The sequence below is a fragment of the Paenibacillus sp. FSL R10-2782 genome (genome assembly GCF_038592985.1).
GTDB classification, from domain to species: Bacteria; Bacillota; Bacilli; order Paenibacillales; family Paenibacillaceae; genus Paenibacillus; species Paenibacillus terrae_C.
The window spans coordinates 3,741,265-3,753,554 of sequence record NZ_CP151951.1 but is presented as its reverse complement, the minus strand read 5'-3'; the positions used below and the strand labels follow the sequence as shown (position 1 = coordinate 3,753,554).

The 12,290-nt window shown below is 41.1% G+C and carries 10 protein-coding genes; 4 read left to right on the top strand and 6 right to left on the bottom strand.

What is annotated here, in order from left to right:
* Nucleotide 1 precedes the first annotated feature (1 nt).
* Entirely contained in the window at nucleotides 2-769 is a 768-nt protein-coding gene (locus NST83_RS16950) for a hypothetical protein (protein WP_342415013.1), read from the top strand.
* A gap of 203 nt (nucleotides 770-972) precedes the next feature.
* Here NST83_RS16950 and NST83_RS16945 read toward each other — a convergent pair whose 3' ends face one another.
* Complete coding sequence (locus NST83_RS16945; RefSeq protein WP_023989606.1) at nucleotides 973-1,686, bottom strand: hypothetical protein; 714 nt, start codon at nucleotides 1,684-1,686, stop codon at nucleotides 973-975.
* Nucleotides 1,687-2,201: 515 nt separating this feature from the next.
* Nucleotides 2,202-2,489: a DUF6809 family protein gene (locus NST83_RS16940; RefSeq protein ID WP_007431381.1), complete on the bottom strand. Its 288-nt coding sequence runs from the start codon at nucleotides 2,487-2,489 to the stop codon at nucleotides 2,202-2,204.
* Between the two features lie 106 nt (nucleotides 2,490-2,595).
* Between NST83_RS16940 and NST83_RS16935 the strand changes: the two genes are divergently transcribed.
* On the top strand, nucleotides 2,596-2,826 hold the full coding sequence (locus NST83_RS16935) for a helix-turn-helix transcriptional regulator (protein WP_342415012.1): 231 nt from the start codon (nucleotides 2,596-2,598) through the stop codon (nucleotides 2,824-2,826).
* Nucleotides 2,827-2,989: 163 nt separating this feature from the next.
* Nucleotides 2,990-4,219, top strand: a complete 1,230-nt coding sequence (locus NST83_RS16930) for a DUF5677 domain-containing protein (RefSeq protein ID WP_342415011.1) — start codon at nucleotides 2,990-2,992, stop codon at nucleotides 4,217-4,219.
* A 54-nt stretch (nucleotides 4,220-4,273) separates the two neighbouring features.
* Here NST83_RS16930 and NST83_RS16925 read toward each other — a convergent pair.
* The 4 genes from NST83_RS16925 to NST83_RS16910 all read right to left on the bottom strand — a co-directional run bounded on the left by NST83_RS16925 (nucleotide 4,274) and on the right by NST83_RS16910 (nucleotide 11,177).
* A protein-coding gene (locus NST83_RS16925; protein WP_342415010.1) for an IS3 family transposase occupies nucleotides 4,274-5,400 on the bottom strand; the annotation gives its coding sequence in 2 pieces (ribosomal slippage) (nucleotides 4,274-5,151 and nucleotides 5,151-5,400; 1,128 coding nt in all).
* A 341-nt stretch (nucleotides 5,401-5,741) separates the two neighbouring features.
* Entirely contained in the window at nucleotides 5,742-7,424 is a 1,683-nt protein-coding gene (locus NST83_RS16920; RefSeq protein ID WP_342415009.1) for an ABC transporter substrate-binding protein, read from the bottom strand.
* A 104-nt stretch (nucleotides 7,425-7,528) separates the two neighbouring features.
* The gene (locus NST83_RS16915; protein ID WP_342415008.1) at nucleotides 7,529-9,139 is read right to left on the bottom strand and encodes a response regulator; all 1,611 of its coding nucleotides are present in this window, start codon (nucleotides 9,137-9,139) and stop codon (nucleotides 7,529-7,531) included.
* A gap of 238 nt (nucleotides 9,140-9,377) precedes the next feature.
* The gene (locus tag NST83_RS16910; protein ID WP_342415007.1) at nucleotides 9,378-11,177 is read right to left on the bottom strand and encodes a histidine kinase; all 1,800 of its coding nucleotides are present in this window, start codon (nucleotides 11,175-11,177) and stop codon (nucleotides 9,378-9,380) included.
* A 155-nt stretch (nucleotides 11,178-11,332) separates the two neighbouring features.
* On the opposite strand from NST83_RS16910, the gene NST83_RS16905 reads away from it, so the two are divergent.
* Nucleotides 11,333-12,283, top strand: a complete 951-nt coding sequence (locus tag NST83_RS16905) for an ABC transporter permease subunit (RefSeq protein WP_137062246.1) — start codon at nucleotides 11,333-11,335, stop codon at nucleotides 12,281-12,283.
* The last annotated feature ends 7 nt before the right edge of the window (nucleotides 12,284-12,290 follow it).

The following is a 12,290-nucleotide window of genomic DNA, read 5'->3' as shown; positions in this document are numbered from 1 at the left end:
AATGAGCTTTTTGGGATTACAATTACCTGTAGTAATTTTGGCAATAATAACAGCGTTTGTTGGATACCAGTTCAATTATCGAGCTAAAAAAAGGGAGGTTTATTTAAAAGAATTATCACAAAGTTATCACGAAGTATATTCTCATATGTTTATAAGATTGAAAAAAATAATTAGTGAAAAAGAGCAAGAAAGGAAAAACAATCTCTTAGCTGAATTTTTCGAGCATTATCAAGAAGATGAAACTAAAATCAGGTATATCGGTACAAGTTATAACTTGGAAGCATTTTTTAAATTGGAAATTAATTATTTTGAATACTTGAATAATCCAGGAAGAGTTAGTGAAAAAACTTTTTTTGATAACTTAAATAACTTCTATGTCAGTATAGAGAATGAATTCTGGGAAGCCCATGATATTATTTACGAAGACCATTTGCAATTTAGAAGTTTAAACAAGAAGAATATATTTTTTAAGATAATAATTGAGTTTTTTATACTAACACACAATTTATCCACGTTCATTTTTGCTCTTGCTGGTTTATATCTATACATCTCTATTTGGAATGAGTATATTCAAAAATTTCCTAGTAAAGAAATATCTCAATGGTTAAGTACACCTTTTGCTCTATTAACTTTATTAATGTCGATAGTTTTATTTTCGTTCACAAAGATATTATTTGCTTCAGTAAAAAAAGAAAACAAAAGGAGTAATAGCTCGATGCTGAAAATATGGAAAAAAGTAAAATCCAAATATCTTTCACGTAGTTCATAGAGGGTTAGTACGTCGTATAACATTATATACACGCATCGAAGCATACGGCTCCTCGGTCTGCCCGAAGTGATCGGCAGGGAAGCGAAATCAGGCGGACACATCCGCATCAACTAAGCGCATAGCGACCGAATCCTGATGGGTCCTTATGTCGGTGGGGCGTCGTGAATACAGAAACGTTATACGACAATTCGGAATATATAGCATTAGCTATCCATAGAAGTTTTCATTATTTTTAAAATCTCTAAATGTGATTTTCTCAAACCAGAAGTATCTTTAAGTTTTATTAAGATCTCATCTGTGTCATGTGCAGGACGAAGTAATTTTGAGCGCTTTGCGACATATCCATTACTTATATAATAATTAGTAGTTACTACAGGCGCGTTTGAAGACAATACTATATCAATAACTTTGAATAGCTTATCAGGATTCCTGCTTATCATTTTAAAGCAATCACAATAGAAGAAAGGCTGTCCGCCTGAAATAACAAAATTAAGAAGTTGTTGTAATTGATTATCAATTTTAGGATCAATTCCGCTTTGAACTTCTGTCATTGTTCTTGATTTTTCATTGGGATTAATTGTAACTATTGATTTAGGTGGAGCACATTCAAGAGATGGATATTGTATATAATTAGCACACTGGCTAAGATGTTTCATTGCTTCCCAAGCAATCGGATATCTTTCTTTTAAGTGGAAGTAAGGGTCAGATGTTTCTTCTTGTGAAGTAAAGTTAATGGTTATTTGATTTAGCTCATATTCACTGAAGTATCTTATTGCATCATAAGTAATAATTTTTATTGTACTGTCATCAATAATCTGTTTGGATAACCCTAGTTTTTTAGCTGCATGTATTGTACTTTTCATATCTTCAATCAGACTATTTCGTATAGCTACTACAACTAAAGACTTGATACTCAAATCAGCTTCAGGCTGATAGAAGTGAGCTTCCTCTAAGCCTATTAGTAGAATTGTTTTTCGAAATTCTTGTTGATTCCAACGACTAATGATTGATATTAATCTATTACGGATATCATTTTTAACCTTAGCGATTGAAACTGTATTTGCGCCAAGATTAACAAGTTGAGGGTTTAATATATCGTGTAAATAGATTTCGATTAAACTTTTAATAGAAATCAGTCCTTTCTATTCTATATGTCTATATTCTAATTATTTGCAGTACATAAAACAATACTGGTGGTGTGATGTCGGAGAAGTCCGAATCGCCGTATAACACAATATTCACGCATCGGGTATTCGCCCTCGGCGGTAGAAGTTTTATGTTGATTTGACGAGGCGTTTTAGCAGCAAGGAAGTATTTCAAGACACATCCGCACCAACTAACTGCACAGCGGAGTTAGTCGGTGGGACGTCGTGAATACGGGAACGTTATACGACAGAATCAAAAACAATAGGAAAGAGGATCATATGATCCTCTAGATGTTAGAATTTTTCAATTCACTAAAGAGTTGTAGAGCGTCTTTGAAACCTTGTATGTAGATGCTTCTTTCTAAGATGGATTGGAGAGAAATTTGAGCATCTTCGTACAGAAAAACCGTATGTTGAAGTTGATCGGGTAACGCTTCGCGAAGCGTTCTAAAGTATCGATCTGTCTCCGAAGAAAGCTGATTGTACTCCGTATGGTACTCCAGAAGCTCAGCAAAGAGTAATTCTAAACGTATTCTTATAAGTGGTTCTGTCAATGATTCTAATGCATTAATCATATGTTGTTCCTCTTTTTATTAACTTTATAGAGTTATTATATAACTTTGTAGAGTTAAATCTTTGCTTTTCGTTGATGATTACTGATATGGGAGATAAGATAGAATAATGGAGGCCGTAATCAAGTGTAATATAAGGGAACTCATGGCAGAACATCGAATAGATGATATAACAGAATTGATGGCGAAATCGGGATTAAGTCGGAATTCAATCAACAAGCTGTATAGGGAAACGAATATGGAAACAACAAAGCTGGAAACCTTGTTCAAGCTATGCGATACATTTAACTGCAAATTATCGGATTTGATTGAATATGTTCCTGAAGAAAACCTATATTGAAGGCAGATTCGAAAAGCGAGTCCGTCGTATAACATAATATTCAAGCAGCGGCTCCTTTGGAGCCTTGGTCTGCGAGAAGGATTTCAGGAAAGCATTTCAGCAGACAACCCTTCGGGGTTTATGAATACAGGAACGTTGACGAAATTTATTGAGGAGAGAAAATATGAAAAAAATACCTTCACGAAATTCTGAATGTCCATGTGGAAGTAAAAAGAAATTTAAAAAATGTTGTATAAATAAAAATTTCAGTTGGATTTTAGATGATGATGGCATTTATAAACGTTCAATACCAATCAAAGATCCAGATATGATTGCAGCTATGGAGGAACATAAAAACAGATTTGTTGAGATATATGGTAGAGAACCAAAGGACGAAGACCTTTTCTTCTATGATCAATATGTATCACCAATGGATGAATATGAAGTTGAAAAAATGACGGTGAAATTATTAGAAGAAATAAATACAGACCCAGCATTTATTCATGCCTATAAGAAGACTGGCAGATTAGTAGTCAAAGAATATGAAGGGAATCTAACTGATGTAGAGTTAAGTGAATGGCGTAGTGCCTTGGCAGAGTATTATGATTTGAATGAGGAACTTCAATTTGAAGAAGCTGTATCAGAAAGTGAGAAAAATGGTTTACTGGTAGAATTTGAATCTGCACTCTACTTGTTTGGAATGATCATCGCAAAGTATGGCAATATTGAGGGCATAAAGCTCACTCACAATGATTTTATTATGTTTTGTGTCACGAAATCGTTTAAGACCTTTAAATCTATTCAAGTTCAATTAAAAGCCGGACTGATTGAAGATTCGCTCAATTTGTTAAGATCGGTTTATGAAAACTATCTTAACATAATATATGTTTTACGATATCCCGAAAGATTAGATGATTTAGTGGCAGCAAGAATCGGTATGGAAGAAGGAACTCACGAATATTTAACCCATAGTAATGGTAAGTTTGATAAGAGGACTATCGTTGATAAAGTAACTGGGCAACAATATATAGGTCATATCTCTAATTATTCAATGGCCACTGCAAGTCCTTATAAAGAGGATATTTTAATATTTGATAAATTGTATGAAAAACTATCGAGATTTACTCATCCAAACATATTAGTTTTTAAGCATTACATAAGTAACGACAAATTTAATCCTCACCATCGGGGCAAATCTCACGATACAATTATACTTTCTATATTTACTAGCATACTTCTGTTAGAGCAACTGTTGGGTATTAACACAGACGAACAAATGCAACAAGACATAAGGAACCGTCTACTAAAAATGAAAAATATTATTACAGAAGTATTTATTGATTTTGTTACTGAAGAAGATGAGATGTATGTTCTTGAAAAATCAATTTATGAAAGAATAAATAATATTGGGTAAACTCGATGAGGATCCAATAAACTTCGTCCAAAAGACTGGATTGTCAACACTAAACTAGACAACTTTTTTATGGTGCCTCTGTTTGAACTCAGCCGGACTCAAGTACTCCAGAGAACCGTGAATCCGAATATGGTTGAACCAGTGCACATAGTCATGTAATTCTGTGGTTAACTCAGCTAGACTTTCAAAATGACGTTTCTTCACAAACTCCGTTTTGAACATTTTAAACGTGGCTTCCGCAACGGCGTTGTCATAGGGGCAGCCTTTCATGCTTAAGGAACGCTCAATCTGAAAAGCCTCCAGCGCATCGTCGATGAGCTTATTCTTGAATTCATTGCCTCGGTCCGTGTGGAAGAGCTGAATGTCATTCAGGTTGCCCTTAATCGAAGCCAAAGCACGGTAAACCAGCTTGGCATCCTTGTGTGCCCCCGCACTGTAACCGATAATTTCGCGGTTAAACAGATCCACAAAGAAGCATACGTAATTCCAATATGAACCTACTCTAACGTACGTCAGATCGCTTACGACGACAGATAACGCCTGCTCTTGCTCAAATTTCCGGTCCAATACATTCGCTTGCTTGGCTTCATTGCATTTCGTGGGATGAGGCTTGTACTGAGCGATCGTATACGAGGAAACCAGCCCATATTCTTTCATGATTCGTCCTATTCTCCGCCTGGATACCGTAAAGCCTTGTTGGTGCAACTCTTTTTTTATCTTACGCGTACCATAGTTTTGTCGGCTGCTTTGAAAAATGTCCATAATCAGGGAGGGAAGCTCATCCTCCGATGTCACTTCCACTTTGTTTTCTTCATAATAATAGGTGCTTCTAGGGAGCTTTAGGACGTCGCACATTGCTGATACCGAGTATTTATGTTTATTCTGGCGAATGACATTTACTTTCGTCCCATGATCAGCGCGGCTTGCTTTAAAATGTCATTCTCCATGAGCAGTTGCTTGTTCTGTTTTCGAAGCTCGATCAGTTCTAATTCCTCTGGAGTTCGGTTGTCTTTCTCTTTGAAGGATCCAGATGTGGAACTCTGTTTCACCCATTTATCTAACGATGAAGGATTCAAATCATACTCTTGAATGATATCCTTTCGCGGTTTACCACTCTGATAGAGTTGAACCATTTGTGCTTTAAATTCAGCGCTAAAGGTACGTCTTTCTTTTTTAGTCATCGTCCATTTGCTCCTTCTAGGTTGGTCTGTAGTCTACTATATTAGACCACAATTTTTCTGTCTAGAAGAGTGTAACCGATCCACTCCGCCTTAATTGAAGGGGGTGGTGGTAAAAGAGTTTATAAAATTTCTACTAATACAAGTGAAAAGATTATACTTACAAGGATTACAGGATAGCATTCCGCTCACGGTTTCCTTGCTGAGTCAGTCTATAGGGACAGAAGGCGAAAGCGAAAGGCCGAATGCCCATCAAGCGTAGCGATCTTAAACTAAACCAAAGCAAGCCGAAACGACAAAAACACACGCTTCGGCTTTTTATATTTGTTTCTTATTTTTATCCCTTATTTCCCAGACACTGACTTGAACCAATCATTCACTTCTTGCGTAATCTGGTCACCGCCATTGGATTTCCAATTGGCTACAAATTGGTCAAAGGCATCGATCGGCAGCTTGCCGTAGATGATTTTGTTGAAGGTTTCCATTTCGGACTGGCGAAGCAGGTTCCATTTGGATACCATCGTTGGTGTCGCAGCACCGGTGAAGTAGTTTTGCTTGCGAATGTCTAATTGTGACATGACTACCTTGGCTGCGGCCCAGTTTTCGGGTTTGCGGAACTCGGCCATTTGTTTCTCATAAGGGGTTTCTGGCGTTTTCCCATCAGCCAGTTTAACGAGTGTCTTCATGTACAGATTCGGGATACGTGCCGGGCCTGTCAGGAAAGGGAACTCATTGGAGAAGTCTTTAATCTTTTTTTTATCACTGGTCGGTTCTCCGTCCACGATGTCCCAATCGTAGCCTTTGGCGAAGCCGTATTCATATTCACTGCCAGCGGCCGGGTTAGCCAGGTTATCGAGCAGATAGTTATAGTACAGGAAAATGGCTTCAGGATGCTTCGCGTCCTTGTTAATCATAATACTGGCGTTGACGCCGGCGTTCTGCCATTTCGTACCGATGAGTCCATCTGGACCTGTTGGAACCGGATAAGCTTTAATTTTCGCTCCAGGCACATTCTTCAACAGATCGGGGGCTGGCCAGTCTGGAATCCAGTTGGCTCCGGGCAGAATGCCTGCGGCGCCTTTCGTCCAGCTCTCCGCAGATTTACCTTCATCCCACAGGGCGGAGTCGGTATGAATATAGCCTTTTTCCATCCATTCACTAAGCTTCACGAGTGCCTGCTTTGCACCGGGATTAATGGAGCCGTACTCCAGATTGCCATGGGCGTCTTTGTTCCACTGCTCCTGAACCGTACCGTATGCTCCGAATAACCAATCGAGTGAGCCCATCCAGGTGTTTGTATTATTTTTCAAGGAAATTGCGAGTGGAAAAACTTCATTAGGTGCTAAGCCATCCGGGTTCTCGTTCTTGAATTTATCCATGATATTTTCAAGATCCGCGATGGTTTTGGGAGCTTCCAGATTCAGCTTTTCCATCCAATCTTCTCTGAACCACAGCAGCGTGTCGTCATTATCTGTGTATTCTAGGATCGGCATATTGTATTTCTTGCCGTCCTTGGTGAAAGGGTACCATAGCTCCGGATGCGCTGCCGCGTGGTCTTTCAGAATTTTATTTGCATACTTGTCGAACAACTCATTGATGGCAATGAATTGACCGGAATCAATAAGTTGATTGGTCAATACCGCATTGGTGGGTACCGAAACGAAATCAGGCAGCTTCTCGCCAGAGGCAATGGCCAACTGAAGCTTTTGTTTGTATTGATCATCATTGGCTGGATACCAGGTATCTTTATGCTTCATGCCCAGCGTTTCCAGCATCCACCGATCGTGAACGTTATTTTCTTTGGTGTCCCCTTGAACGTATTTCTTCGGCATCAACACCGAACTGAACTCAATGGGTGGATCGTATTTCCCTTTTGCAAAAGCAGCTTCTGCTTCGGGTGAACCGACCGCCGCCAGCGTATTATCGTTCGTGGCATTCTCATTGGATGTTTCGCCACTGCCACAGGCTGTAATTGTGATAAGAGCGATGACCATGAGCAGCGACCACCATGCTTTGAATTTGATCATTCTTCAATCCCCCTACGGTGTATGATCTTTACAAGTGTAACTGTATCAAGTCGGCGGGGATGGCATCTATATGAGTTTTTTAGTTTCGATAGGACTCTATCATGCTATTTATGATGGTCTCTGTACTCCTGCGGCGTGACCCCAAACTGGCGTTTGAACACCTTGATAAAATAAGCAGGATCCATATATCCAATCTCCATGCTGATTTCATATACTTTTTTGGTGGTCATTTTCAGCTTGTGACAGGCACGATCCATGCGCAGGCGCGAGATATAATCACTTATGCCTTCACCAGTTTCAATCTTATAAATCTTGGACAAATGGGTCGGATGCAGATTGACATGGTCGGCCAGTACACGGAGGGAAACATCTAGATGCAGGTTTTTATCCGTAAAATCCTGAATCTTTCTCACATACTCGGAACGTATGTCTTTGATTTCGTTTGACGTGCCTTCCTTGAGTTTGCCGAGCACACTAAGCGACCATTTTCGCAGTTTACTGATGGTGGAGAAAGCTTTCCCGCTCTGCAGCCACTCCATATCGCTACCCATTAAGGTAGCCAGAGTAAGCCTATTTCGGTGTGCGAGATTGGTGAAAGAAGCCGTAATTAAAAAACCTGCCTCCATACAATGCTCCCACGATTCCGACCATTTCTCATCCAGTTCCTCACAGACGGCTACTATTTTTTCTTCTGCGGCATCCCATTGCCCGCTTTCCAACAGATGAATGAAAGAGGGCGGAGTATACAGGACATCCAGGGGGCCTTGCGCTGCGGGCGCTTCCACGTCACTGACCCGCATCACGAATTCGCGCTCATCTCCGACAATTTGCCGGAAATAAGCCGAGGCCTGCCGAAAGCGGTCATGTAGCTGTTTTGGAAACGGGAACCACTCGGTGATGACGATGGAGAGGGAACCCTTCAGGAACTGCTTGACCTTAGACTGAAGCTGCACAGAAAGCTTCTCCAGTATAGTTTCTTTTCCAATGTCGGTATCGTTCTCTTTAAGTTGAAGCAGAAACACCAGATATCCATGTTCCTCCTTCACGCCCCAAACTTCCATAAACTCACCCATAATCTCTTCAGCCATATTGATGACTGCATATTCGATCAAGGTTTGATCGTTGTTGTCATAGTGCCTAAATTCTTCTTCCATACGTACAAGCATTAACGCGTAATCTCCGGCGTGGAAGGGCAGATCGTAATTCGCAAGTTTCCGTTCCCATTCGCCGGCTGCGAATCGATGTCCCTGTAAGGCCTCAAGGAGCAGTCGACCACGTAAATGGGGCAGATTCTCCCGAAGGGTAAACTGGGTTCGTTTAAGTGAGCTTATGAGCTCCCATTCTGTGTTTAATTGATCAATAGCCTTTTGAACGGCGCCCATCAATTCATCGTCAGTCGGTGGTTTCAGCAAGTAATCAACGGCCTCGTACTGGATGGCTTTTTTGGCGAAATCGAATTCGGAATATCCGGATAAAAGAATACACTTTATTTTTTTGTCACGGACTCTGATCCGTTCGATCAGTTCAATCCCTGTCATTTCGGGCATCTGAATATCCGAGATCACAATATCAATGGGGTGCGTATCAATAATTTGTAGTGCTTCATGTGCTGAGTAAGCTTTATGCACATGTTCAATCCCCAGAGTGTGCCAGGGTTTGGTCATGGAAAGGTTATCTACCCAGTGTGCTTCATCGTCTACGATGATCATCTGCATCTTATTTGTCTCCTTGTTGGTTTGTGTATATAAGTTGAACGAATGATTTTACACGGAACCACTGCGCGGTCAGAACCATCTTCTGATCGCTGTTATCCCTAGATTTTTTGAATCCCTTACAAAAGGGGAAATCCGGGGATAAGCCTATGTTTCCGATGTAGCTTTCTTTCAGAAAGCTTTTTGGCGAACGCTTCGCTTCTCCAGATCTGCCCTCTCCGTTATCGTGTAAATGTTTAGTTCAACTTATATCGTTATGATTTTCTTCCTCTGTTGGAATCTCCCAGATGATCTCTGTTCGGAATCCGCCGAGCGGGGACGGCTTGAAAATAAGGCGTGACTGATTGCCGAACAGATGCATGATCCGCTGGTTCGTATTCCAGAGACCACAGCCCATTTCCCCCTGCAGCGGCTGCTGCATTTTACGATTCAGAGCTTCCAACTGATCCGGGCTCAGGCCGGGTCCGTCGTCATCAATGTAAATTTTGCAGAAACCGTCCGAGCTTCCCCCGCTAATTCGAATTTCACCAGATGAGTATGACTTCGTTACACCGTGAATGACCGAATTTTCCACAATCGGTTGAAGCATTAAACGTGGAACAGACTGGCTAAGCATATGCTCAGGGATATCGATATGATATTCAATTCTCCCATTGCGCAGCTTTTGGATATCCAAATAGTTGACGAGCAGCTTGATTTCTTCCTTCAAAGAAGACGTTTCTCGTTCCACTCGGGTGGTATAGCGATAGTACGCACTTAAGTTATAAGCCATAGAGATGACCGCTTCTTCATCCTTCATCTGGGCCATATTGATGATATAGCCAAGGCAGTTATACAGAAAATGGGGATTGATCTGCGCCTGCAGCTGCTTCAGCGTAGCTTCCCGGGCTCTGATCTTTTCATGAAATACATTCTCGATCAGATCTTGAATTTGATGAGACATATCATTAAATCGTTGAAACAGAAATGAGAACTCATTCTGATTCTTGCTATGCAGACGTACGGAGTAGTCTCCCCACTCCACACGCCGTAAGCCCTGAATCAGCTTTTTGATCGGATATTGAACGTTTCTGTACAGTAGTATGGAAGCGGAAATGCCCACAACAAATAGCAGAATCATAGAGAGATAGAACAGGTTCCGACTGAGTGAAATGGGTTGCAGGATCTGATAGAGTGGGACCACATCTACTAAATGCCAATCCAAATATGAAGACTTTACAGAACTGACCAGATAGTTCTTCCCATTCAGCTTCACGACATCCTGTGTAGTGTCCTCCGAGGAGTGAGTATCCAGATAACGAATGAGTTCTTCGGATAGCTGCTTGTCTGCACTGCGGTTCAGAATGGGCGAATTCCCTTTGTGATAAAAGAAGGGATCGCCTTGTCCACCTTTCTTGTACGTATCCAGCATGTTCTGAATGTTCTCGTAACTGAAGCTGGCTTCAATCACCAGATTGCTTCCCGTCAACATCCCCGGCTGGGACAAGGAATCAGTAAAGAACCAGTAAAAGGATTGAAGCTCTTCTTGAGATTCCGCACCATGATCACCATATGTCCATTGGCCACTCATATTTCTTTTTAGGTAATTCTCATCATAACCTGATGATCTGTTGTAGTTGGCGATGACATCTTGGTTCTGCTGTGAATACACAGCATATCGGGTGGGCCATATATCGGTGACTCCGGATTGAAGCATCATCTTTTCCTGAATGACATATCGGGTCTGCATCTGGTCATAAAGATCATCCCACATGTTCAAACCATTGAATGCTCTGACATTGGGATCTCTAGAGAGAATAAGACTGAAATCCATCATCTGATTAATGCGGGAATCGATCTGACTGGATAAAAACGTGAGCTGTTTGGTATTGGATATTTGAAGCTCTTTGCTTACGACATCGTAGGTGACATTGTTCGAGTAGGTATACATGATAATAATGGGGATGAACAAAACCACGATTAAGCCGTTTATTTTGGCAAACAGACTAAACCGGGATCGAGCCGTTCCTTGGAATAATATAAAGCGCTTCCATATATTCATAAAAGCCTCCTTCAATCGATATTCCTAACAAAACCATATCCAGCCTAACAATGTTATATAGTCAGACCTGAGGAGTGCCTGATACTATTTATAGCAGAGATTCCCATTACACACAAAAACTTTTTTGGGAACAGGAGGGCGCTATGGAGGCTAATATGGAGGCTAACCGGGTGCCGCAGGCAAACAGTGGGAGCAAGCCGAATAGAAGAAAAAAGAAAGTCTATAAACAACCATGGATTCTCCACTTGATGGTGTTGCCGGCGGCCATTATGATTTTTATTTTTTCGTATATTCCGATGTCCGGGATTCTTATGGCATTTCAAGACTATAAACCTGCACTGGGTTTTTTCAATTCTGAATGGGTCGGACTGAAGCATTTCAGGTACATGTGGGAGAATGATTATTTCCTGCAAATTACGTGGAATACGCTGTTTTTTGCCTGTTCCAAAATGGTAATGAACCTGATTATTCCATTTATCTTCGCCTTATTGCTGAATGAGGTCAGGAAGATGGCGCTCAAAAGAACCATTCAAACGCTCGTGTATCTTCCGCATTTTTTGTCTTGGGTTACGCTATCAGGCATTCTGATCGATATTCTGGCCCAGACAGGGATCATCAATCAATTCCTTTCCTCTGTATTCGGCATCAAGCCGATTTTCTTCCTTGGGGATGGCAACTGGTTCCGCTTTACGATCATTGCAAGTGATGTCTGGAAGGAGTTTGGCTTCAACACGATCATTTTCCTGGCGGCACTGTCCGGTATTAATCCGTCACTCTATGAAGCGGCTGAAGTGGATGGGGCGGGGCGCTGGAAGCAGACGATGTATATTACCATCCCGGCGCTTATTCCGATTGGGATCGTGATCGCAACCCTGGCACTAGGCAATGTGCTCAATGCAAACTTCGATCAGATCTTTAACTTATATAGTCCATTAATCTATCAGCAAGCGGATATCATCGATACCTTTGTGTACAGGGAAGGTCTGCTTAGTGGGCAGTTCAGCTTCGCTACCGCCGTGAATTTATTTAAATCGGTTATTAGCTTAATCCTGATCGTGATCTCATACCGACTGGCCTACCGATTCGCGGGGTACAGAATTTTCTAGAAAGGAT

Excerpts from the sequence above, each read along its gene's own strand:
- NST83_RS16940 (WP_007431381.1), bottom strand. The coding sequence starts at position 2,489 with ATGATTAATGCATTAGAATCATTGACAGAACCACTTATAAGAATACGT.
- NST83_RS16920 (WP_342415009.1), bottom strand. The coding sequence starts at position 7,424 with ATGATCAAATTCAAAGCATGGTGGTCGCTGCTCATGGTCATCGCTCTT.
- NST83_RS16950 (WP_342415013.1), top strand. The coding sequence starts at position 2 with ATGAGCTTTTTGGGATTACAATTACCTGTAGTAATTTTGGCAATAATA.
- NST83_RS16930 (WP_342415011.1), top strand. The coding sequence starts at position 2,990 with ATGAAAAAAATACCTTCACGAAATTCTGAATGTCCATGTGGAAGTAAA.
- NST83_RS16915 (WP_342415008.1), bottom strand. The coding sequence starts at position 9,139 with ATGCAGATGATCATCGTAGACGATGAAGCACACTGGGTAGATAACCTT.
- NST83_RS16910 (WP_342415007.1), bottom strand. The coding sequence starts at position 11,177 with ATGAATATATGGAAGCGCTTTATATTATTCCAAGGAACGGCTCGATCC.
- NST83_RS16905 (WP_137062246.1), top strand. The coding sequence starts at position 11,333 with ATGGAGGCTAACCGGGTGCCGCAGGCAAACAGTGGGAGCAAGCCGAAT.
- NST83_RS16935 (WP_342415012.1), top strand. The coding sequence starts at position 2,596 with ATGGAGGCCGTAATCAAGTGTAATATAAGGGAACTCATGGCAGAACAT.